Annotated in this window: 16 protein-coding genes and 2 pseudogenes; 8 read left to right on the top strand and 10 right to left on the bottom strand. The window is 39.4% G+C overall.

The genetic code is table 11. The features are described 5' to 3' along the window. Positions 1-281 precede the first annotated feature (281 nt). The 3 genes from CE557_RS04250 to CE557_RS04240 all read left to right on the top strand — a co-directional run bounded on the left by CE557_RS04250 (position 282) and on the right by CE557_RS04240 (position 6090). The gene (locus CE557_RS04250) at positions 282-2798 is read left to right on the top strand and encodes a bifunctional UDP-N-acetylmuramoyl-tripeptide:D-alanyl-D-alanine ligase/alanine racemase (RefSeq protein ID WP_114910340.1); all 2517 of its coding nucleotides are present in this window, start codon (positions 282-284) and stop codon (positions 2796-2798) included. A gap of 510 nt (positions 2799-3308) precedes the next feature. Continuing rightward, positions 3309-4577, top strand: coding sequence for a hypothetical protein (locus CE557_RS04245; protein ID WP_162790007.1), 1269 nt, complete (start codon positions 3309-3311; stop codon positions 4575-4577). Between the two features lie 247 nt (positions 4578-4824). Next, positions 4825-6090, top strand: coding sequence for a hypothetical protein (locus tag CE557_RS04240; protein WP_114910338.1), 1266 nt, complete (start codon positions 4825-4827; stop codon positions 6088-6090). 10 nt (positions 6091-6100) lie between these two features. On the opposite strand, the gene dnaB is transcribed toward CE557_RS04240, so the two are convergent. The 7 genes from dnaB to lolA1 form a co-directional block, all read right to left on the bottom strand. After that, the gene (gene dnaB / locus CE557_RS04235; protein ID WP_114910337.1) at positions 6101-7576 is read right to left on the bottom strand and encodes a replicative DNA helicase; all 1476 of its coding nucleotides are present in this window, start codon (positions 7574-7576) and stop codon (positions 6101-6103) included. A 95-nt stretch (positions 7577-7671) separates the two neighbouring features. Further along, positions 7672-8109, bottom strand: a complete 438-nt coding sequence (locus CE557_RS04230; protein WP_114910336.1) for a SufE family protein — start codon at positions 8107-8109, stop codon at positions 7672-7674. 1 nt (position 8110) lies between these two features. Then, positions 8111-9340 carry an aminotransferase class V-fold PLP-dependent enzyme gene (locus tag CE557_RS04225; RefSeq protein WP_114910335.1) on the bottom strand — a complete coding sequence of 410 codons (1230 nt, stop codon included), beginning with the start codon at positions 9338-9340 and terminating at the stop codon, positions 8111-8113. 35 nt (positions 9341-9375) lie between these two features. Beyond that, entirely contained in the window at positions 9376-10638 is a 1263-nt protein-coding gene (locus CE557_RS04220) for a SufB/SufD family protein (RefSeq protein ID WP_114910334.1), read from the bottom strand. Next, positions 10638-11384, bottom strand: a complete 747-nt coding sequence (gene sufC, locus CE557_RS04215; RefSeq protein WP_114910333.1) for a Fe-S cluster assembly ATPase SufC — start codon at positions 11382-11384, stop codon at positions 10638-10640. Before sufC ends, CE557_RS04220 begins: the two co-directional genes overlap by 1 nt. An 86-nt stretch (positions 11385-11470) precedes the next feature. Next, positions 11471-12031 (bottom strand): ribosome recycling factor, encoded by a 561-nt coding sequence (gene frr / locus CE557_RS04210; RefSeq protein WP_114910332.1) that lies wholly within the window; start codon positions 12029-12031, stop codon positions 11471-11473. Between the two features lie 91 nt (positions 12032-12122). Further along, positions 12123-12920, bottom strand: a complete 798-nt coding sequence (lolA1, locus tag CE557_RS05065) for an outer membrane lipoprotein periplasmic chaperone LolA1 (RefSeq protein ID WP_162790006.1) — start codon at positions 12918-12920, stop codon at positions 12123-12125. Positions 12921-13458: 538 nt separating this feature from the next. Between lolA1 and CE557_RS04200 the strand changes: the two genes are divergently transcribed. Both CE557_RS04200 and CE557_RS05295 read left to right on the top strand, forming a co-directional pair. Further along, a complete protein-coding gene (locus CE557_RS04200; RefSeq protein ID WP_114910330.1) occupies positions 13459-16320 on the top strand; it encodes an insulinase family protein in 2862 nt (953 codons plus the stop codon). Beyond that, positions 16298-16409: pseudogene (locus tag CE557_RS05295) on the top strand (IS66 family transposase); the annotation flags it as partial. The gene CE557_RS04200 and the pseudogene CE557_RS05295, both read left to right, overlap by 23 nt. A 455-nt stretch (positions 16410-16864) precedes the next feature. Here CE557_RS05295 and CE557_RS04195 read toward each other — a convergent pair. Continuing rightward, the gene (locus tag CE557_RS04195) at positions 16865-18631 is read right to left on the bottom strand and encodes an AAA family ATPase (protein WP_114910329.1); all 1767 of its coding nucleotides are present in this window, start codon (positions 18629-18631) and stop codon (positions 16865-16867) included. 433 nt (positions 18632-19064) lie between these two features. Next, positions 19065-19673 carry a hypothetical protein gene (locus CE557_RS04190; RefSeq protein WP_114910328.1) on the bottom strand — a complete coding sequence of 203 codons (609 nt, stop codon included), beginning with the start codon at positions 19671-19673 and terminating at the stop codon, positions 19065-19067. Positions 19674-19901: 228 nt separating this feature from the next. On the opposite strand from CE557_RS04190, the gene CE557_RS04185 reads away from it, so the two are divergent. From CE557_RS04185 to CE557_RS04175, 3 genes and pseudogenes are all read left to right on the top strand, one after another. Beyond that, the gene (locus tag CE557_RS04185) at positions 19902-20132 is read left to right on the top strand and encodes a hypothetical protein (protein WP_114910327.1); all 231 of its coding nucleotides are present in this window, start codon (positions 19902-19904) and stop codon (positions 20130-20132) included. 263 nt (positions 20133-20395) lie between these two features. Beyond that, positions 20396-22189 (top strand): DNA mismatch repair endonuclease MutL, encoded by a 1794-nt coding sequence (mutL, locus tag CE557_RS04180; RefSeq protein WP_114910481.1) that lies wholly within the window; start codon positions 20396-20398, stop codon positions 22187-22189. Positions 22190-22276: 87 nt separating this feature from the next. Then, positions 22277-23556: pseudogene (locus tag CE557_RS04175) on the top strand (aminopeptidase P N-terminal domain-containing protein). Between the two features lie 94 nt (positions 23557-23650). Here CE557_RS04175 and CE557_RS04170 read toward each other — a convergent pair. Beyond that, positions 23651-25102 (bottom strand): ankyrin repeat domain-containing protein, encoded by a 1452-nt coding sequence (locus CE557_RS04170; RefSeq protein ID WP_114910326.1) that lies wholly within the window; start codon positions 25100-25102, stop codon positions 23651-23653. Positions 25103-25289 lie beyond the last annotated feature (187 nt).

Raw genomic sequence — 25289 nt, 5'->3', positions numbered from 1 at the left:
GCTAATATGGTTGCTAATCTCTATAGGGCTTGTAGCTATACTGGCTTATGCTTCCCTCCTATGCTATCTATTTTCCTTATATTTGGACCAAGGTATGTGTTCAGCGCAGTGCTTGTTATTAGGTATCTGTTCAAGTCACTGGTTTTTGCGTCAAAAAAAACGCCCCTGTAAAAAGTTGCTGAAAGTGTCATCTTACCGAGGGCTTGATTTTTTGTCCACTTTTTTATCAAGAAAAAAGTGGAATTTATAAAAAAGCTAGTATACCGGCCTAAAATAGGCCTGTGTTTATTTCTTCTAATAACCTTCAATTAGTCATGCACCGCCATCACCACACCCTTGCTTACTTTAATGACTTAGTAAGGGTTACAGCTGGCCAAATAACAGCTGAAGCGGCTAATTTGCCCATAACAGAATTAATTATAGACAGCAGAAGCAAACCCCTGACCCCCTTTCCGATTTTTTTTGCCATTGTAGGCATTAACCACAACGGTCATAACTACATACCAGCAGCCTATCAGAAAGGCATACGCCAGTTTGTAGTCAACCACACTTATAATTGCTCAATGATCGAAAAGTACAACGATGTAAATATACTAGCCGTATCCCATACATTAGCAGCATTACACCAATTTATTACTTTTTACCGATCAAAATATCGCTTACCGCTACTGGGTATTACAGGCAGTAACGGCAAAACAATTGTCAAAGAGTGGATGCATGAATTGTTGTCCAGAAAATACAAAACCATTAGTAGCCCTCAGAGTTATAATTCTCAAGTGGGGGTACCCCTGGCCATCAGCTTATTAGCGCCTAATCACGAATATGGTGTTTTTGAAGCAGGTATTTCACAAACCGGTGAAATGGAAAAATTAGCACCACTGATCCAACCCACGCATGGACTACTGACCAATATCGGCCCCGCACACAGCCAAGGTTTTCAAAACATCACGCAAAAGCTGGAAGAAAAACTCAAATTATTTTCGGGCTGCAGCACCATTTACTACTGCCAAGACCATCCACTGGTTCACCAAACCATTATGCAAGGATATGGGGGAATAGGGGTTCACTGGTCTTTCCATAACCCAAAAGCAGATTACCTGGTCACCGCTAACCAGCTAGCTGACCAAACCAGATTAGACATTGCTACAGCCGCCCAAAACCATACCTTTGTCATTCCCTTTCGGGACCATGCTTCGATAGAGAATATTACCCATTGCCTGGTTTACCTGCTAGACAATGGCTTTGACCCCCTACAACTGCAACGTTCACTGTTGCAACTGAAAGCTATACCGATGCGCATGACCCTTAAAGCAGGTATCAATCGATGCCAGCTTATAGATGACACCTACACCAACGATATCGTCAGCCTAAGGCTTGCGTTAGACTTTATGCAACAACAACACCCTGCCAAACGAACGGTGATTCTATCGGATATGCTCCAATCTGCTACACCAGATCACGAGCTCTATCAGGCACTAGCTACCTTATTAACGCAACATAGGGTGGATCGATTGATAGGCATTGGACCTATGATAAGCCACTACAGCGCGCTTTTTTCGATACCAGAAACGCTTTTTTTGCCTAGCGTAGCAGATTTTATAGCGCAAAAGCCATCCTTTAAAGATGAAACCATCTTAGTAAAGGGAGCACGTACCTTTCGGTTAGAACGGGTTGTCCAAGCCATAGAAAAAAATACCCATGGCACCATTTTAGAAATAGACATGCATGCGATTAGACATAATCTCTCCTATTTTAAAAGGCAGTTGCATGCAACTACCAAAATTATGGCTATGGTCAAAGCTTGCACCTATGGTAGTGATAGCAACAGTTTTGAACTGGCTTCCCTACTACAGCGCCATGGAGTGGACTATCTCGGGGTGGCCTATATGGATGAAGGCATGTGTTTGCGCCAAAAAGGCATCACCTTACCCATTATGGTAATGAACCCAACCAATGACCACTTTGATGCCCTCCTACACCACCATTTAGAACCAGAAATATACAGCTTAGCATTACTGGATGAATTAACTTGCTTTATAGCAGAAAGATCGATCCAACACCTACCCATTCACCTGAAACTAGAAACAGGCATGCACCGTTTGGGTATAGCAGCAACAGAGCTCGACCAACTCATAGCACAGTGCAGACAAATCCCCAGTCTACATATCGTGAGTATTTTTAGCCATTTAGCTGCTGCACAAGCAGATGTGCACGATCCCTATACGCTTATACAAGTAGACCGGTTTACAAAGATGACGCAATATATAGAAAAACAGCTGGGTATAAAGCCTTTAAAACATATATTAAATACCAATGGCATTTTACGTTTCCCACAATTTCAATTTGATATGGTACGGTTAGGTATTGGGTTACACGGTGTAGGAGTTGACAAAACCATACAGCCCCATCTACTACCAGCTAGTACACTTAAAACCACCATCTCACAGGTCAAGGCTATTCAAAAAGGGGATAGCATCGGCTATGATCGCCAAGCAATAGCCACGCAAGACATGGCCATTGCTACTATACCAATAGGCTATGCAGATGGTTTAAGTAGATCATTTGGCTGCGGAAAAGGGAAAGTAGTCATTCAAGGCCATAAACGTCCTATTATAGGCAATGTATGCATGGATATGGCTATGGTAGATGTAACAGGTATAACGGTAACACGTGGGGATGAAGTGATTATTTTTAATGCCACACACTCCATAGATCTACTAGCAGAACGACTAGGTACTATTTCCTACGAATTACTCACCCAAATCAGTCAAAGGGTAAAACGTATTTACTATACTTAATTATATTTTTACTTGATAATCACCATAAATCTAAGACAGACAGCTTGTTATATTGAAAAATAGTATGTGTTCAGCGCAGTGGTTTTTTACGTTAAAAGAACAATGCCCCTGAAAAAAGTCGCGGTTTAGAAAGTGGCATTTTACAGATGATTAGGAAAAACAGTTTCCTTTGAAGCCCCCAAAGGGGGCGCTTTCTGTTTTTCCATCTGTAAGATGGCACTTTCAGCGACTTTTTACCGAGGGATTGATTTTTTGTCCACTTTTTTATCAAGAAAAAAAGTGGGATAAAATGCATTATGAACCAGTATCGTGAACAGATACGAAAAATATATAGTATAAAATTATTAAATTATAACATATTAAGTTTGTTGATGCAAGCGAGCGCATACACATATAGGCATCCTGATGGATGCACTGGCTCCATTAAGCTACTATGACAATAAAGCTATGTTCCTGTGCAGTGTCTCTTTTTACTCATTGATCTACATATGGCTTCATGCATGTAGCAGTATGCATATAAGTAGGGTGAAGGACGGTGAAAGTGGGTTTCTACATTTTCATTCAGCTGCCAGTGCTGCACATAAAGCCAATGAACAAGCGGATACAGCTAATCCATTGATGCAAAAACTTACTCCTGAACGCATACGTCATACACTTTGCGTAAAAAAATGTGATCCGTACAAAGATATCACCAGCGTGATAAACAACCTAACTGCTATTCAAGAGAAGAAAAAAGGTTACTATGCTACTAGCGCTATAGAACAAGAACGCATGCCTAGTATTAGAGAAGAAGAAGAAAGTCTGATGGTTAATATACGTAGCTATGCTTCTAGCATAAGCGCACATGCACTTGCTATGGTAGTGATTTTAACACAACCGAGTCATTTTTCTATCGGTCATATTGATCCGTGTGTGCAATCTATACTGGAGTACGCTAGGGATCATTTCAATAGGTCCGATCGCATTAATTTTGTTGAAAATCAACTGGTCAGACATGGGTATACCATCCATAAACAGGGTGTCACTGATATTGTGGAATGGCTACCGAAAAGCATAGACCGTATGGATACTGCATATGATGCTAGGGGCGATAATATAATTGAAATCCTTCATTGCATACTCAAAAGTACGCATGCGGCTATAGAGAAAATTGATATTGACTATTTTGAATTGGATGATGCATTCTTTGATAGAGATAAGTTTACATTAATACATCATCAACCTTATGCTGCTTCCGTAGTCGCTAATCAAACGTACGAAGGGTTCGACAATGCACAGAAGCTGATTAAAGGTCTTTCACATGATACGCCTATTGAGTCCCTCAAGGAAGCACATGAGTCAACTAAAAAGGCCAAAAATGCAGCTAAAACCGCTCAAGAAGCTTATCGCTATTTTGCTGAATACTTTAACCAATTCACACCAACCATCAACAAAATGCTGCATAGCTGTCGTGCACTGTTTAGACCATCTATTCAAAAAATACTGAATCACTGTGATGAATATCTGCCTATCATACAACCAACTATAGATGACGACACGGTTGACTTAGGGGTGGACCTTAAAGCCATACAGGATGCTTTAGATAGGTTGCATAGGGATATTTGGATAGCTTATCAAAAGCTACAGTATGCTGAGCAAAGCCTTCATAAGGCTATTCAGGAATCCAAACAAGCATATCAATACTATAAGCTCTCTTATCGTCAATACAACAACGTGGTACATGAAATGAATAGTAAGTTATACACAGGCCAGTATACCAATGATACAATCAGCAAGTAAGCCCTCAATGATACCCGCTTCAGGATGCCCTCATTGTAAATTTTAAGCCATAAGGCATCTTTAATCTTACTTTTTGTTTGATAAAAAAGAAAAAAATAGAAATAGCTATTGTTATATTGAAAAATATATAGTATAATTAAGGTTGGGTCTTTTATGAACAAATAGGTTTAATGCACCCTATTGCATCAAGAGAAGCATCATGATGCATATATAGAATTTAGACCATTAGGATTATACAAACAAGCCTATGTCCCTTTTAGGTGCATCTCTTTATTCGCTGATCCACTTATGTCTGTATGCATGCAGCAATAGTATGCCTATAAGTAGGGTGCAGTACAATACTAATAAAGCACATACCAGCCAAAATAAGCAAAGTTGGCCTGCCGCTGAAAAAGCATACGACATGGCACGCGCTGCGAATCATAATATTACAGGGATAGACACTCGTTTCTACTCAAAAATAGATAAGCTGTCCTTTTATTACGATCAGTACAATCCTATTCAAAAAAAAAGAGCAAGCATCTATGCACATTGTCACAAGTCAACCGCTGTTGGCAAAGTAGCAGTACAAGGTATTATGCCTAAGCTCAGAGAATATGCTTATAAGTTATGTGAATATGCACTTGTTATGAAGCTTGCTTTAGAGCATCCTAGTCTTGTCGCTAAGGGAAATGTTGTATATATAGCTCAAGCTATTATCCACGATGCTACGGTTATTCTGGATAGAAACGATCTAGCGCAGCATGTGCACACCAGATTGCAGCAAGTTACGCCTACTATAAGTAAAAATTATAGTCGGCATATTGCTAGCTTTGTGCTCAACCATGAGGATGATACGCCTGCCTATCAGATGCCTAGTGACCATATGATGGATACACTCCAATCCATACTAATCTATGGGCATGCTACTATTGATACAATCGATAGCCAATACCATGAGATTAATGACGTATTTTTTAATGCAGATCCGTTTGAACAATTTCGCAATAACGCGTATGATGCGTTTAATAAGGCAAATAGAATACATCATAAGTTTCAAAATGTATGGGCACCTATTCTGACAGATGGTTGTTTCCTTCCAGAACTTCAACAGGCATTTAATGATACAATAGAGGCCAGGGATGCAGCTCAAACCGCTGAAGAGGCTTATCGCTATTTTGCTGAATATTTCGACCAATTCATACCAGCTGTTCAAACCATGCTAAATAGTTGCGATGCATTTCTGCATACAGCACAACGTATAGCAGGTAACCATACCACTTACCTAAGGCCTTATATTAATGATATACACCTTATTAAGTTAGATATAGAGGAGGCGTTGGATAAACTTAGTGAGATGATTTGGAGCGCCCATCAAGCTGCGAATCAATATAAAAACTCCTATGATCAATACAGCAGATTTATACATGAGATAAAATACACTACATGTATGCATCTATCCAGACAATGGGAAAAACGTACCGGTAATACGATTGGTAGATTAAAAGTATCTATGCAGCAGAGTCATAAATGATGCAGGATACTCAAAACACTTCAAATGAATCATTTAATGTATTGGCTTTGCTCGAATGAATGACAAACTGCTCCGGTTGCACCGTAGCAGGAGGCATATCGACATCCATAAATTTCATATAGCGGCCCATAAATTGCAAATGAACCTGATCTAATGCACCATTCCGGTGCTTGGCAACAATAACCTCTGCTAGCCCCTGTGTAGGATTACCCGACTCATCTTCTGTTAGGCCATAATATTCTGGTCTATATAAAAATAAAACCAGATCTGCATCCTGTTCAATAGAACCCGACTCACGTAAATCAGATAATTGGGGACGCTTGCTCCCGCCACGTGTTTCTACTGCCCTGCTTAACTGCGAAAGGGCTACTACTGCAATGTCCAACTCTTTAGCGATGCTTTTAAGCGCACGTGAAATTGAAGCAATCTCTTGTTCACGATTGCCGCCTCCCCTATTTTGATCGCCTGACATCAGTTGTAAGTAGTCAATAACCACCAGTTGAACATCATGCTTGGCCTTGAGCCTTCTACACTTGGTGCGCAACTCAAAAACAGAGAGTGCAGGTGTATCATCTACATAAATCGGTGCATTGGAGAGTTCAGCCGTCTTATGCAGCAATTGTTCCCACTCATGGTCCATAAGCTTACCTTGCTTTATTTTCTCACCCGCTAACTCCGCTTCAGCTGATATCAATCGATTGACCAACTGCAATGCCCCCATCTCTAAGGAAAAAATAGCTACAGGGGTTTTATAATCTATCGCTGCATTGCGCAAAGCAGAGAGTACAAAAGCGGTTTTACCCATACCAGGTCTAGCGGCAATAATAATCAAATCAAACTTTTGCCAACCAGAAGTAATACGGTCTAAAGCAGTAAATCCACTGGGAATACCGGTGAGGCCATTGGTGCGGGTACGACGATTGGATAAATTATCAAAGGCTTCTACCAATAAAGAACGCATCTCTAAATAACGCTTGCGCACATTGCCATCAGAAACTTCAAATAGTGCTTGCTCGGTACGATCTAACGTATTGAAAATATCGATGGTAGGATCATAAGCATGCTTCTGAACCATAGAGGAAATTTCTATTAACTTCCTGCGCATGGCATATTCCAAAATAGCCCTGGCGTGAAACTCAATATTAGCCGAAGAGCTAATACGCGTCGTTAGATAGCTAACATAATAGCTTCCGCCTACCGTAGCCAATTTACCATCTTTACGCAATTGATTGACTACCGTAAGCATATCTATGGGCTCGGAATCATTAAACAGTCGTACAATGGCGCGATAGATTTCCTGATGGGACTCTTTATAAAAGCTTTCAGGCTGTAAGAGGTCAATGACACTTACTAAGGCTTCTTTCTCTAGCATCAATGCACCCAAAACACTCTCTTCTAGATCTAAGGCATGTGGGGGATACTTTGCATTTGCTGCAAGCGCATCCGGTAGATGAGCTGGTTCCGAATTGTTCATATAGGTTTTCATACTACTTAAACTGGCCTAAGATCAGGCATCACAGATTAGACTTCGGCAACGATACGGATCATGGGCAAAGCGATACCATACGTTACGCACGCTACTTATATACTAAATTTAGATAAACTTCTTAGTTTCAGGGTTTTAATCATATGCGCCAAACCACTGGCACGCTGAAACCCGATCAACGAACGGATACCAATCGCTTCTATAAAGTAGAGCTCCGCTGCTACAATAGCCTGCACAGATTGGCCAGAAAGTACCTTCAACAACAAACTAATCAGCCCTTTTGTAATAGCTGTATTGCTATCCGCTTGGAAAAACAGTTGGTCCCGTACCAGTTGATCCACTACCCATACTTTAGAAAGACAGCCTTGCACCAAGTAATCATCTATCTTATAGACAGGATCCATAGGGGCTAAGGTATAGCCTAAATCAATAAGATAATCCAACATAGCGACTCTATCACCCGTTAAGGTGGCAAAGGCATCTATGATTTCGTCTTGGTGTTGATCAACCGTTTTACATGCTATTTCTACCATATCAACGATTTCCTTTATGAATAATCTCTTGTAATGCCTCTAAAAACAGATCTACTTCTTCCATGGTATTGTAAACCGCAAAAGAAACACGCACCACACCCTCTATGCCCAATCTATCCATAAGGGGCTGGGTACAACAATGACCTGTACGCACAGCAATCCCTTTGGCGTCTAACCATAGACCTACATCTAAGTGATGCATATTGGTAACATTAAAAGCAATAATAGCTACCTTATGGGTAGCGGTACCCACCAACTGTACCGCTGGCATACGGGCCAAGCCAGCTAAGGCATAGGCCAACAAGCTTGCTTCATGGGCAGCTAGGTGGGCATAGCCCACCTTACCGATAAAATTGAGCGCTTCTAAAAAAGAGACAATAGCAGCCAATGGTGGGGTGCCTGCTTCAAATTTATAGGGCGGATCATGATAGATGGTATCGGTTAAAGTAACCTGCTTAACCATACCCCCCCCGGTTTGATAGGGCGGCATGGCTTCTAACCATTTTTTTTTACCATATAAAATACCCAACCCAGTAAGTCCATACATTTTATGGGCTGAAAAGACAAAAAAGTCACAGTCTAAATCGGTGACGTTAATCGGCATATGGGCTACTGCTTGTGCCCCATCGATGACCACTATGGCACCTTTTTCATGGGCTTGGTCTATAATGGTTTGAATAGGATTAATGGTACCCAACGTATTAGAGACATAACTTAAGGCAACAAGCTTAGTACGGCTCGTAAAGGAAAAGTGGGAGAGATCCAATTGCCCTGTATCATCTATAGGTATCACACTTAAAATGGCTTTGCGCTCCTTACAAAGCCGTTGCCAAGGAATAAGGTTGGCATGGTGCTCCATTGCAGAAATGACTACTTCATCCCCTTCCTCTACTACCATCGCTCCATATGTGGCTGCAATTAAGTTAATGCCTGCTGTAGTACCTGAAGTAAAAACAATATTTTCTACCTCAGGGGCACCTATAAATTTTTGTACCGCCAAACGGGTCTGCTCTAAAGCGGTCGTAGAACGAGCCGATAAGGCATGTACCCCACGATGAATATTGGCATTATCCTGCTGGTAAAAATGGGTAGCACGATCTATAACAGCAAGCGGCTTATGGACGGTAGCGGCATTGTCCAAATAGACCAAGGGCTTATTATAAACTTGTTGATTTAGAATAGGGAACAAAGCCCTAATCTGGCCTACATCTAAAGGACGCGTAGCAAACATCAGTAGCGATTGACTAGGTTAATAGGCCGAAGATACTACAATTTTACAAGCTTTGCTACGAGCTGATCGTATAAATAGGCTTGCAGGGTGGCTGTCCCCACAGCGTCAATTATTTCGCTACCAAAAGCTTCTAGTAGTAATCTTTTGGCTAAGGGAGCGGCTATGCCACGTGTTTGCAAGTAGAATAGTTGTGCTTCATCCAACTGGCCTGTTGTTGCACCATGGGAACATTTCACATCATCCGCATAAATTTCCAACTGTGGTTTGACATAATGGTGGGCCGCATCAGATAGAAGCAACGCATTATTGGTTTGATAGGCATTGGTTTTTTGTGCGGCAGGTGTGAGGTAAATTTTACCGCTAAAGCGGTCGGTTGACTGACCGCCTAAGATGGATTTGTAATGTTGTTTGCTGAGGCTATGGGGTGCACTATGGACCACTTGGATCTGCTGCGTTACTTGTTCTGTTGCAGCAAGGGTAGAGAGCCCATATAGGCCAGCATGGGCGTGGCTGCCATTGATGTGAGACCTAATATGCATACGCAACATAGCTCCTCCAAAGATAAAAGTATGGTGGGTAAAGGTACTATGATCCATTTGGTTGCAATAAAGGGTATTGACTTGGCTACACGATGATGCATCCATATACAAGGTGTAGTAAGACAAATGTGCCGCTTCTTCTAGAAGCACATGGGTAAAATGGTTAACAAAAGGTTGCACTGGTCCACTATGCCACTGTTCTATTATGGTTACTTGACTAGCCTTGCCTACCTTAACCAGCAGCTGAGGCACGATATGCCCCCCCAGATCAGTAATCATATGTTGTAAGGCAATCACTTGATGGCTGCCTTCTGTAACTTCCAGTAGATAGCTTTCTTGCGCCAAGAACCTATTCAATAGCACAAAAAGATCATCACTGGCTTCGGTATCAGCTATATAGGTGGCCAACACCTCTTTTTGTTCCAGCAGGGATAAATCTGCTAACTTACGCAACCGAATACCCTGATGGCCATTATCAGATGGCAACCATATGCCATTGATAAAAGTAAAGGTAATGGCCTGGGTAGTATATCCACGCCCTTCTACCGGTAGCGCGTACTGCATGGGCCGTGTAAAATGGTAGGCCTCACGCGTCAATAAGGCAAGGAGGGCACGCAGGTTGCTATAGTCTTCTTTTTGGCCCGCTATAAAAGCAGGCTGGTTCAATTTATTAAATGCCCATAGGCGTTCTGTATAGAAAGAATCTGTAACAGAAAAGGTTTTAAAGGCCTCTGCCAACCAATTTGTAAATGCCATCATCAATGCAGTTGTGTAATCCACGCATACCCTTCTTTTTCCAACCGCTTAGCCAGTGTCGCATCGCCGGATTGTATAATTTTCCCATCATAGAGAATATGCACCACATCTGGCACCACATGATCCAATAGCCTTTGGTAATGGGTAATCAATACCATCGCATTGGTTGCCCGACGCAACTGATTAATGGCTTGTGATACAATCGTTAAAGCATCAATATCCAGACCAGAATCCGTCTCATCCAAAATGGACAAAGAAGGATCTAAGACAGCCATTTGCAACATTTCATTTCTTTTTTTTTCGCCGCCTGAAAAGCCTTCATTGAGCGAACGCTGTACCAAGGCATGATCCATGCGCAACAGCTCGCGTTTTTCTTTTAGACGTTCCAAAAACGAAACGGCATCTAAAGGAGACAAGTCCCTCTGTTTTCTGATCTGGTTGAGCGCTGTTTTCAAAAAATTAGTGGTCGATACGCCTGGGATTTCAACTGGATATTGAAAGGCTAAAAACAGACCAAGTGCAGCCCTAGCCTCTGGCGCTAGCTGCAATAGATCCTGACCATGGAACATGATACACCCTTTGGTCACTTCATAGCCAGCTTTACCAGCTAAAACAGCCGCTAAGCTGCTTTTTCCTGCCCCATTGGGCCCCATAATGGCATGTACTTGACCTGCATTTACTTGAAGGTTAATACCCTTCAGCACATTTTTATCACCTACGCTTACATGTAAATCAGCTATCGTGAGCATTATCTATTGTCTGGTTAGTGTAAAATAAATCGGATGGCGGTTGCACTGGGTTACTTGAAAACTACCCCCATAATTCCCGATACGGACTATACAGCCATCACATCTGCCTCCTTTAAGGTTAAAAGATGGTTGATTTTATCAATATAGCCATCTGTCAGCTCTTGTAATTTCTTTTCTGCCCGCTTGATCGCCTCTTCTGGGATACCCTCTTTTTGCGTTGCCTTGACCATTTCTTTGTAGTCACGGCGAAGGTTTCGAATCACCACTCTGGCTTTTTCTGCTTCACCTTTAATGAGTTTTACTAAATTCTTGCGTCTTTCTTCAGAGGGAGGCGGCAGGGTAACCACAACCGTACGCCCATCATTTCTAGTCGAAAACCCCAGCTGACTTTCCGCAATCGCTTTTTCGATATGGGGAATGGTATTTTGTTCCCATGGTTGCACGGCCAAAGTACGTGCATCAGCGGTAGTAATAGCAGCTACTTGATGGAGTGGCGTAGGATTCCCATAATAGGTCACCATCAAATGGTGTAACATGGTAGGGAGTGCGCGTCCCGCATTAATTTTTGCAAAAGCCTCTTGTGCATGGCTATACGCCTTATCCATGCTGCGCTCAGCTTCATCTAAATGGTGTTGAATGGTTTCCATAAATGGTAAATTATTTCGAAAGAAAGCTATTGTTTAATCTCATCAACCTACCACCAGCCCTTAACCTGGATGGACGCAACAAAGGGATCACCTACCCTTCATCTTCCATCTCTTCTTCACTTTCCCGTAGATCTATAACCTCTAAGTCGCCATGCGCCTCTACATCAAATGTAAAATAGGCATCCGACAGGGGAATGTTAACAGCAAATTTACAAACTGTACAAATATACCTTGTTTCTTCGTTTTGTACTACTTCCCAGCTATGAATTTGTGCGGTAGCACGGTCCACTTCCAGGGTAATGCTTTTAAAACTGCTATCCTCATGATCAGGCGTTAACTCAACAATATCGCGTATTATATTTTTGGCTTTATGCACGATACGTTCTCCTATATAAACCGATCGATACCCTTGTTGATAGAGATTATATAGTTCAGCAAAATTCAAATCGGAACCTGTTTTATCATATTCGCTAATGGTCACTTCTTTAAGTGCTTGATGATATACCCAAACGGTTTCTCCATCGGTTATCGTCTCTTTTTGGTCATAGGATAGCCTATATTGTTGTCCTCTAGCCGTGATGTGCATTTTATCATACCGCACCATATCTTCTTCTGGATATTTAATGGTTACACGATAAGTCGCACTAAAGTTCTCTAGTTCTTGGTAATAGGCAGAGGTTCGCTCTAGAATTTCAAGTGCCTTTTCTACTTTTTCTTCTTTTGCTGCTTGTTTTACTTCGTCTACTTTTTGGTTTTTTTTTGTTTTTGCTACTTTTGTGGGTTTTTCTACTTTTTCTGCAAAGAGATGGGCAATGGGCACCACCAACCATACCAACGACCTAAACAATATCCCTAGCAAATGCGAGCGCTTAGCAATTAGCATAATCATTCATACAACATATTTATTAACAAGTATAAGCAAAAAGGAAGCATCTCAACCATACGCAATGCCATTATACTATTTTTATACGATCCTGCACGCTATTCAGGAAGATATACCATCAAGTCACCATCTAAATACTAAATGATAGCCTAGATACCAAAATAATGTCTATAAAGTTAATTGTAAACCTTAAGTTATTGAAATTTTTTAAGGGATTTAAAGGCGAGTAGATAGATCATCTAGTGTGTGTGATTTGTAGAGGTTGTTACAATACCTTCATGTAAAAGAAGTAGTGGAATGCGGTATTGCTTTTTCTGAAAAATCGGTATTGGCGGCTTATGTTAGTTATGATCTGGTTGGTAAAAAGCTGTTGAAATAGTGCTAACGGGTAGATATAGCGAAGAAAACCTCTTGTAAATCTGATATTTTGATACAATCAATCTATAACATCAAGAATACTGCTTATCTAGAAATTTTGTATCTTTATTTAAGCTTACGAACCTGTCTTAGCTTCAACTAATTTCTATTTAACCATTGACCTATAATGAAAAAAATCCTTTTATCTCTTTTTATGTATACTTCTGCCTTGGCCAATGAACCTTACCAAATTATCCAAGATAAATCTAACCTTCCTTTGCTTAATCCTTCCTTACAAAAGCGAAAAACAGCAAAGCTTTGCTTAAATAATGGCCTGGAGGTCTATTTAATTTCCGATGAACTGGCCGATCAATCAGCAGCAGCTTTAAGCATAAAAACTGGTTCTTGGCAAGATCCAGAAGCATATCCTGGAACGGCCCATTTTCTCGAACATATGTTGTTTATGGGAACTAAAAAATATCCAGATGAGGATGCTTTCGATCGTTTTATAAAAGATAATGGAGGAGAATGTAATGCGTATACTGCTTCAGATCATACGGTCTATTCATTTTCCATTCACCATCCATCTTTCGATCAAGCGATCGATTATTTTTCCCATTTTTTTATAGACCCTCTTTTTAACCCATCATCTGTGGCAAGAGAATTGCAGGCAGTCGAGCAAGAATATGCGAAAAATATTGAAAATGATGCATGGCGCAGATATATGATTTGTAAAGAATTAGGCAATCCTGATCATCCCAACCGATGGTTTTCGATAGGCAATGCGCAAACACTTTCTAAGATTCCTCAAGACGAACTCCGTAAATGGTACCAAGAAAACTACAGCGCTAACCTAATGAAGCTCGTGGTCTATTCCCCTAAACCTATAGATACATTAAAAAAACTCATTACCGATACTTTTTCTGAGATTCCAAATAGAAAAGTTGAACCTTTTACAATAAACAAACCTTTATCTTCTGACCAACAGCTGGGCCACTTTATCTATATTCAGCCTGTCAAGAATATTCAGCATCTATATCTAGACTGGGAGCTTCCTGCTTCATTTGCAGTGGATGAAACAAAGACAGCAGAGCTCCTTGCTTATACCATCAATCAAGGACAAAAAAATAGTCTTTTAGAAATCCTAAAAAAAGAAGGACTAGCTGAAAATCTTCAAGCTTCGACAGGTAAAATAGGGCATCATAATGCTTTGTTCGAAATAGATATAACCTTAACAGACCAAGGCGTAGCACAAATGCCACTTGTGATGCAACGTTGTTTTGAAACATTAGCTGGTCTAAGAAATATGCAGCTTCCTACTTACCTTTTTGAAGAAATGCGTAAGGTATCTAAACGCTCTTATCAATATCAAACCCGGAAAGATCCTTTTGCATTTGTTATGGACCACGCTAGGGATCTTCTATATGAATCCCTTGCCACTTATCCAGCAAAAACTGTACTACCCAGTTCCTATAGATCTGAAAAATTCCAATCTCTTTTACAGGTTTTACAACCTGAAAATGGCCAATACTATATTGTAGCCGATTCTAAAAAAACAAAAGTGGCAACCGATCAAAAAGAAAAATGGATGGGAGGTGCCTATGCAGTTCGCAAAGTACCTGAAGCACTCCTATTATCGTGGAAAACGATTGCGCCTAATCCACATATTGCGCTACCCCAACCGAACCCCTTTATGCCTTCCAAGTTAGCACTGCTTCCAAAACATAAAGAGCTAGCGCCAGTAAAAATAGTTGATAATAAAAAAGGTAAAGTTTTTTATTTCAAAGACAATCTCTATGATACGCCGGAAGTAGTGCACTTGATGCATATCAAGAGTCCGCTTATTGATGGGACCGCACAGAGTGCCAGCTTAATGGATCTTTATCTTCAGTTTAGTAAAGATAAACTCTCTCCTATCCTTTCTTGTGCAGCAGCAGCAGGTTTAGAAGCCAATTTTGGCCATGCTCGGAACAGTTTTAAAATCACTATTTCGGGATTTAGCGATAAAGCCGCCGTTCTGCTTAAAGAAATTTTAAAAGAATTAAAGCATCATACTCCCCAAAAAAGAGACTTTGATCTCTATATTTCTAAACTTTCTAAGATTTACGAAAATGCAGCAAAGCAATTGCCAATACAACAGGCTATCGAAAAACTGTGTAGTTTGCTTCAAAAAACAAACAGTACCTCAAAGGAAAAATTAACAGCACTTCATAGGCTTACTTATGAAGATTTTCTATCATTCCATTCCAAACTTTTTGAAAAGAGTTATATTGAAGGCTTTTTCTCAGGGAACTTGACTAGGCAAGAGGCAAAAAGATGCTGGTTGGATATGCAACATATTCTAGGTTATGCTGCTTTTCCAAAGCATCTTCATCCAAAAGAAGAGGTGCTTTGCCTTGCTGATCAGGGCCCTTTTGTAGTAGAGGAAAAGACTACAGCACAAGGGAATGGCATCATCTTAACGATTGACCAAGGACCTTTTTCCTTTGAAAAACAAGCAGCACAAGGCATTCTTTCCATAGCTTTACAAGAAGCATTTTTTACAACCCTACGGACCAAGCAAAAAACAGGATATATTGTCCAAAGTTTGCATCAAGAGATAGAAAAGAGACTATTTCAATGTTTTGGTGTACAATCCAATTCGCATCAATGCCAAGATCTGCTCTATCGATTTGAGCTCTTTTTAGAAGATTTTCTTCAAGAGATGCCCCATGATATTTCTGCTGAACGATTTGAAAAAATTAGAGCAAACTATCTGCTGACCCTAGAAAATCTATTTCCTAACCTACAAGATAAATCGGCTTGGTTAGATACCTTTGCCTTTGAACGTAATGGAGACTTTAATTGGCTAGAAAAGAGGATGCAAGCGGCAAAAAAACTCACTTACGATCAATTTGTAGAATATGCCAACCAATTTCTATCCAGGGCAAATCGGAAACGACTTGCCCTCTCTGTATCTGGAAAACTTCCAGAAAATCATAACTTTACCTACAAAGAAATAGAAGCTACACAGATCTTAAAACATGGAAAATATCTCACTAACCAATAACCTAGCTGAAAGACAAATCAGACACTACGTGGGTATACCGTAAAAACTCTTACTTTACCCAATCACAAAAAGGTAACAGATTCTTAGAAGGAGAAAAAATCAGTCCAGATGCGCTCTCCCATATATCATTACTTTCATACAAACATGTACTACCAAATGGTACATATTTTATTGAAGAACATAGCTATCTGTGAGATTTATCGAAATGAAGGTGTTGCAATAGAAAATTTTAAAGGGTTTTAGATAATAATTCGGACGTATTTGTAATACCATTGCACTAAAAATATTATTATTTATGTACTTATTAATACTTAAGAGTAACTATTAGGCGGAGATTTCGTTTGTTTTATACAAACTTGATTTTCTATTGCAACGGCCTCAAAATGTAACCAGAGCGTTACGGTTTGAAAAATCAACCTATGGGAATTTTCGGATGAAACCGTAACTTTCTGTCAATTTACGCCCCATGGTCCTAGATCTACCTTATATAGGTATCTTGCCCGAAATGGAACACTGCACAAACAAGAGGGAAAATAGGCTATGCTTACACCTCTCCCTGTCCATATCTACTCGTTAAAATAAGATCGCCATACTTTTTACAAACTAAATCATAAATAGCATAAGCCGCTAATACCGATTTTCCTGAAAAAGAAATACCGCATTCCACTACTTCTTTTACATGCGAATATTGTAGTATTTCGGTATGATAGGCTTGTGTTTGTATTTGATTTAAAGCAAGTTTAGCTCCACTTTCTAGCTCTTCTTCTTTGCGAACCTGCTTAAATTCTAATAGAAGCGCTTTTAAACCTTCTTTTTTAGGGATTAACAGCAGATCATAACGACCTAAACCACTTTCTCGATTGGAGCGTATATAATGGGTAATACCCAAACTTGCTAACATCCCTAAGACAAAGCCATGGTAAAAGCCTTCTGATGTGCTACTTGCTTTTGTATCAAAATAGCTCACACTGCGACGTAAAAAGTCGCTAAGCTGTTCTACAAAAAAAGGAACTTCACCAGCTACCAAATGTTTCAAGAAAGAATCATATTGCCGCTTTCTCTCAAACTGAGAGACGAACCATTCTTGAAAAAATGTACTATAGAGTCGCCATATTTCATAGTTGGGGACCCTTACTTTACAATCATATACTGTAGTATAAGCACTTAAATTACTTGTTTCAAAAGTCAAATAACCAGCAAATAACAAAAGGCTCCAAAAAGATGTATCATCTTTATCTAAAATATTAAAAGCAAGATGTTTGTTGATAGATATATCTAAAGATTCTCCACGCATCAACTGCTCGAATTGTTCTTTGATTTCAGAATGAGCAGTAAGCACCTTGTGTTCGATTAAGTTATTATTACCCGTATTAACCCAATAGACATCAAAACGACCTGATTTATTGATACAAGAAATAATAGACCAAGGGTTGTACATGACTAAATTACCTACCCTATAACCATTGTACCAACTTTTCACTTCTTCCATAGCAGTACTAAGACCATGTTCTTCAAATAAACAGGAAACTTCCGTTTCACTAAATCCAAAGTGCGCGCTATATTCTTCATCTAGCAAGGTATAGGTCTCTAGATTATTCAATCCAGATAGCATACTATCCTTTGAAACACGTAATATACCCGTTAAAACGCCCCTTGCTAAGTAATTATTATCTTTTAAACCAGCACTAAATAGGTTACGCATAAATGCGACCATAGTATCTAAGTATTCCTTATTGCCATAAGCTTTGTTTAGTGGGGTGTCGTATTCATCTATTAGAATATAGACTTTTTGACCATGGTGTTGGTAAAGGCATTGGCTAAGAAGCTTTAAAGATGCTTCTAATGCTTGCTGATTAGCTTGCTTATTAAGGATAGTATGTAATTGCCCTAACTGTATTTCATTAATTGCATGGCTATGCAATAAGTAGGCATATGTACTATATACCTCTAATATCAACTCATACACCGCATTGTAGGCCCCTTGAAAACTATCTGAATTGATATCCTTAAAACTTAGCATAATGACAGGGTACTTACCTTGATGTTGATCAATGTGGTTACCATCATCTAACTTGCCAATTCCTAACTCATCAAATAAGCCTTCTGTACTCACTCCATTCACTTCTGCTGAAAAAAAATGCTGCAACATAGACATATTTAACGTCTTACCCCAACGGCGAGGACGGGCGATTAGTGTAACCTTCTCCCCTTTTCTTAGGAAATCAGCAATCATAGCTGTTTTATCACAAAAGAGATAATCTCCTTTTACTAACTCTCGAAAGTTACTAACACCAATCGGTAATTTTTTCATGATACTATAAACCTGTTTGAATTTATTATCTTTATATAAAAAGTAAAGTATCTCTGATATAAACAATATATACTGATTAGTTAGTTGTTATACAGTAGATCAATACCATAAATATATAGTCCTAAAAAGTTCGCGGAAGTGTTCGCTTAACCATAGGCGTCAAGTTAAGGATTAAGGGGTATTTCTTTGAGCCTATTTAAGGTTGAAATTCTTATTTTTCTATACTTGTCTTTCAGGCACAATCTTGACCAGTCTAATACTGGCTTTTTAAAGAAAGTCAATAAACCATTTAACGCTTTATCTAGCCTCACAAATAGTTCTCCACTCCTTTTTTTGAATTCAACTAGTGCTTTTGTTAAACTGAGTTCCCTATCCGCTTCTAAGTCTATACAGCTTGTTATACGATGAAAAATAAGTATTACACACAATTTATCTATAAAATAGGTTCTATCTCTTCTTGAAACACTTTTCTTAGGTTTCTGCTTTTTACTTCCACATTGACTACTTTGATTCCGATCTCTTGAATAAGAGGGTGATGCTTAATCTGCAAAAAGCGATTCGAATCATTTAAATATTTTTCTTGCTCATCTTTATATTCAAACTTACTACCAGCACGTTTTTCAGCTGTTACGTAATCTTCTGTAAGAACTATAGAAAGAAGAGGATAAATATTCTTTATATGCTTAACAAATAGAAGAAAAATCTTTCTAGCATCTTCTAGGTCCCAATCAGCCAATTGATTTTGGTAACCAAAGGTTTCTAAAAAAGACCCTCTAGAAACCACGATAGAATTGTTATCCCAATCAACCTGATCAAATATTTCTTTGCTACAAGTAAGATAAAGCAAAGCTTCTGTAAAACTAGATAGTGCAATATGATGATTCATGACTATACGGTTAGCTAGCCTTCCATAGCTAAAGCCCTTCGGATCAGCTATGAGAGTTTGTGTTTTTCCTTTTTTTTGAAAATATTCCGCTATGAAACAGGAGATTTCTTTTCTAGGAGTACCTGATATGCCATTAATAGTATATAAAAAAGCCATGACGATTATCTTGTTGCTTTATTTTAACTAAACTAATGTACTGATATCATAATAATACTTCATTTGATTCAAGCAAAAACATACACTATATAACTTACAATCAGCATTAAAAATATTGCAATTACAGTTGATTTAAAGGCTTGTTAATCATGTCTTGCCAAATTTTTAATCATGATTTTATTTGAATATGGTAGTAAACATTAATCATAAAAACAAAAAATTAAGAATATGAACTGGATAGATCTAGATCAGAGCATCGTATATATTTTTTTATTAATTACCTTTTTAGTAGGAGTTTTTACAGGGAAAGGCGCTAAAACTATGGAAGAATATACGATTGCTTATAAAATGTATGGGGGTATTCCATTAGTTGCTACTTACTTGACTACTGATATAGGTGCAGGGTCTTTTGCCCACTTTTTTATCAAGAAAAAAGTAAAAATAAAATTACCTTACTAACCCATTTCGTGCATAGACAGCTAGAGACTAGCTATGCACCATACCAAAAAAATCAAACAGTTATAAATGGATACAAGCCGTTTCTAATAAACAATTGGCCAACTTTTCATAAGCTTGTGTATGACAGGAAAAAAAATTTCACAACACTTTATCTATCTATTATATTGGCAAAGGCACAACCTACGCCACAATAGGTAGATAACATGGATACCTATGATTAAAGATAGTTGTGCAAACATGCTTATTATCCCATTGCATCAAATATAATGAATAAAATTCGTCTTCTCTCTGATCTACTGATTAATCAAATAGCAGCTGGTGAAGTAGTGCAACGCCCTGCCTCTGTCGTTAAAGAGCTACTAGATAACGCAATAGATGCCGAAAGCAAAAACATCAAAATTGTTATAAAAGATGCAGGCAAGCAACTTATCCAAGTGATTGACGATGGGATAGGCATGGGTGCAGTAGATGCACGCATCTGTTTTGAAAAACATGCCACTTCTAAGATTGCCCACACAGATGATTTATTTAAAATCCAAACCATGGGCTTTAGAGGAGAGGCTATGGCCTCTATTGCAGCAGTCGCACAGGTAGAAATGGAAACCCGTCTACATGAAGCAGCTACTGGTATCTATATTTCCATAGAAGGATCTAAGATCAAAAAAGAAGAGACCATCGCTACCGCACCAGGCACTAAGATCAGTGTTAAAAATCTATTTTATAATATACCAGCTCGTAGAAACTTCTTAAAATCTAACCCTGTAGAATTCAAGCACATCCTAGAAGAGGTCCACCATGCCGCACTCGCTAGAACAGCCATCGGATGGAAACTTTATCACAATGATGTGGAAATATATAAACTTGCACCAGAAAAATTAAGCCATCGAATTGTACACTTATTTGGAGAAAGTTATAAAAAACAACTGATCCCTTGTAAAGAAACAACCAATATAGTGACTATAGAAGGCTATATAGGCAAACCAGAATATACCAAAAAAACAAGAGGAGAACAATTTTTATTTGTAAACCAGCGATTTATAAAGAGTCCATTTTTAAACCACGCGATTAAAAATGCATACGATAGACTTTTACCAGCAGATGGTTTCCCTTTTTACACCATATATTTAACCATTGATCCTCAATGGATTGACATAAACGTACACCCTACTAAAACTGAGATTAAGTTTCAAGATGAAAAAGCGCTTTATGCGATTTTGCAAGCAACCATTAAAAAAAGTTTAGCGACCCATCACGTAGTTGATTCTTTAGATTTTGAGCAGGATACCAATTTTTCACTGCTGCGCTTTACCCATCCTATCCAAATAAACAGCCCCCAAGCCGCAAAAGAGCGTACGTACACACAATTTAAAGCAGCGCCTTCTCTTCCATCCTTTGTACCACCTAAAGATGGGAAAAGTTTATTTGAGGATCCCAAAGACAACAGCGCAACACCTATATCAGCGCAAACGGTTGGGGCATTGCCCCATCAACATGGCGCAGGAACAGCTGTACAACTATATGCCAGCTACATTATCGTGCAAGTACAATCCGGTGCACTGTTAATTGACCAACAAGCAGCACATGAGCGGGTATTGTATGACAAATTTATAACTCATTTTCAAAATAAAAATGGAGCATCACAACAGTTACTTATGCCGGAGCATCTAGTCGTAAACCCTGTTGATTATATGGTTTTACTAGAAAATGAAGCCATTTTACGCTCATTAGGTTTTATCATTGATCCATTTGGCACCTCTACTATTATTATCCATGGCTGTCCAGCTGAACTCAGCCACCATACACCCAAGCAATTATTGGAAGGACTTATAGAACAACTCAAATGGAACAACAGCAAACATAAACTAGAACCTGCAGAATGTTGCATCAGGGCATTGGCCAAAAAAGCGAGTATACCACATGGTACCAAGCTAAATGGCGTTGAGATAGATGCCTTGTTGGCGCAACTATTTTCATCTAGCAATACGATGTACACACCAGATGGCAGAAAAATATGCATCATGTTATCAAAAGATAGCTTGGCCACTTTGTTGACATAAAACCTATTCTAGCGCAAGCAGCCCAATCAACGGTTAATGAATAGGGCCTGCCTAAGCGTTTAACCGAATTCTTTTAACCCCAATCTTATGCGTTATAGAACGATTGACCCAAATCTATTTATACAGAACAGAAACAAACTGGTCATGCAACTGCATGCCAATAGCTTGGTGGTATTGCATGCCAATGATATAATGCCGACAAACACAGATGGGACGATGCCATTTGTACAAAACAGTGATCTGGTATCGATCAGGAAGAAACGATTTTACTACTCTATCCAGATGCCCCCAAAGAGGAATGGAAAGAAATTTTATTTATAAAAGAAACAGACGCACAACTTGCCATTTGGGAGGGGCCAAAGTATTCCAAAGAAGCGGCCACCACCATCAGTGGGATTACCACCGTACACTGGGCCAATGGATTTAAACAAATCTTTCATACCCTAATGGGGCTAGCGAGCGCAATATACCTCAACACAAATGAACACCCAAGAGCAAATGTGTCTATAGCCACTAGGGATAGACGGTTTATCAATTGGTGCAAGGAGCACTATCCTTTACATCAATATAGACGCCTTGCACCCATTATGCAACAACTACGTGGCCTAAAAGAAGAGGCAGAAATTACCCTTATCCAAGAGGCGTGCACGATTACAGAAGCTGGGTTTCGATCTGTATTACCCATGGTTCGTCCTGGCATCATGGAATATGAAATAGAAGCATTGCTTGCCTATGCCTTTCTTCGAAGGGGCTCAAGAGGGTTTGCTTATGCCCCTATTGTGGCCAGTGGTGCGAATAGTTGTATTCTACACTATATTAACAACGATCAGCCCTGCCCAGCAGGTGGATTGTTACTGATAGATGTAGGGGCAGAATATGCGCATTATTCCGCTGATCTTACGCGCGTTATACCTATTGATGGAAAATTTACAACCAGACAACGGCAAGTATACAATGCCGTATTACGCATCTTAAAGGCTGCTCAGGCGCTATTGCGTCCAGGGCTTTCTTTTACAGCTTATCATAAAGCAGTAGGGGAATGGGTAGAAGCAGAACTGATCGCACTCAAACTGATAGACGCTACAGATATTAAAAACCAACCCAAATCCGCACCAGCCTATAGAAAATATTTCATGCATGGCATTTCACACCATCTGGGACTAAGTACCCATGACTTAGGCGATACCCATGGTATCATTTTGCCCAATATGGTACTGACCATAGAACCGGGCATTTATATTAAAAAAGAAAAGATTGGTATACGCCTAGAAAATAATGTGGTCATCAGGGCAGATGGTGTGCAAAACTTAACAGAAAACATGCCTATAGAAGCGGAGGAAATAGAGGCGTTAATGGGTAAAGGCTAAGGTAACCCTTAGCCTTAGCGTACAACTTAGGACTGGAAAACCAAACGCCTTACAAGGCCTTCACGTTCTTTTTGTGCGCCTCAATTGCGTTTTTTTATCCTGATACATACCCTTCGTCTACGTTTGCTGCCCTATCATATTGCTTTCCTTTGATACAGTCACGTTTTTTTCTCTTCTGTGCTTCGTGGAACTTGAGCCGGCTAATCTTTATTCCAGATTCAGCAGCTTTCTGCTCAATATAAGGCGCTATTAAAGAACGTAGAGAACGAGCATATCGACTGTAAAGCATACCGGCAAATTCTATGTCATCAATCTCGTGCCCAATAGTCATCAACTGGTCAAATGTCAGGGAACCAGATAGCGTTTTTATAATATACTTAAACATGTTATAGCCTCTAACAAGGAAAGTGGGCATTTGGAGGTGGCTATTATTCAATAAACCTGCCAAGTCCCGATGTTTAGACAAATACGCAGATGCAAATACAGAAGAACCTGTTTCATTAAATAATGTCTTAACCGCCTCATCTTCACCTAAGCTATCTATTAGCTTATCAAATAATATTTGAAACATTTTGGGACTCTTGGAACGAGCCGCCAAAACGATTGGTCTCCTTCTCTTGTTATCTTGCGCACATAAAGCCTCTAAAGGAAGTTCATTGGCTAAAAGCCGCACACCATTGATGTCACCACGTCTAATCAATAGATGTAGCAAGGTCCTCCCTTTTTCATCTTTCGCAGATAAATGCCCTAGAGAAGAAACGGCACATTGTTCCAACAATGCTTTCAATAAACAATGCACTATTTTTTCACGCTTATACCTAAATGATAGTGTATCTTGATACTTCAGTGCTAAGATTACGCCCTTAACCAATTCTTGAGCAGGAAGTTTCTTCTTTACCAATAACTCGACAGTATGGATCTGATTAGATGCAATAGCTAAGTCTAATGGTGTCCTTCCCTGATTATCTCCCACACATAAACCTTGTAAAGGCAACTTATCCACTAGCGACTCTATTGTAGGCTTTAACCTATGCCTAATGACTACATGCAGCAGCGTTTGCCCCTCCTCATTTTTTGCATATAAACACTCTAAATCAGAAGTGTCAAATATTTTCAAGAATTCGTCGAATAAAAAGTTAAATATTTTTTCACGCTTACACTGAAGTGCCCGAACAAGTAAATTCAAAAGATTCTCTGCTGTATTAGGGCGAATCTGTTGATTCTGAAACAAACACTGAACTTCTTTTAAATCATCTTTTTCTATAGCCTTGAAAAAAGCGGCTTGCGCATGTGATTTAGCCAATGCCTCATCGGGTTTAGCAAATATTTCTGAAACAGTATTAGCTGTCTCCTTCTGTATCTTCTTAAATTCAGATAAACTCAGAGATAACAGAGGAGTAGATTCACGAACAGGAGCTGCTCCTTGACGTCTACCACTTATACAAGACACAGTTTGCACAGCAGCTACAAATGACAAAGCCACAATCTTTTTTGACGCATGGCTGGACGATTTGAGGTGATCTGTTTGTTTTAAATCTTTATCCATTGTTTTGTTTTTTGTTTTTAATAAAAATGATAGGATAGTATGGCTACTTAACAGCCAACAGCGCCCTGCTTATTAGCGACTCTCCATTAACACAACGTGCAAGCAGACCAATAACCATTAGCCGGGCTTAGCAATCGTATGATTGTTGAACATAAGGTATGAACACCTTATTCTTTTGAACAGCAAA

The sequence above is a fragment of the Cardinium endosymbiont of Sogatella furcifera genome, from assembly GCF_003351905.1.
In the GTDB taxonomy this organism is placed as follows: Bacteria; Bacteroidota; Bacteroidia; order Cytophagales; family Amoebophilaceae; genus Cardinium.
The sequence above is the reverse complement of the archived record's forward strand: the minus strand, read 5'-3'. Positions and strand labels throughout refer to the sequence as shown.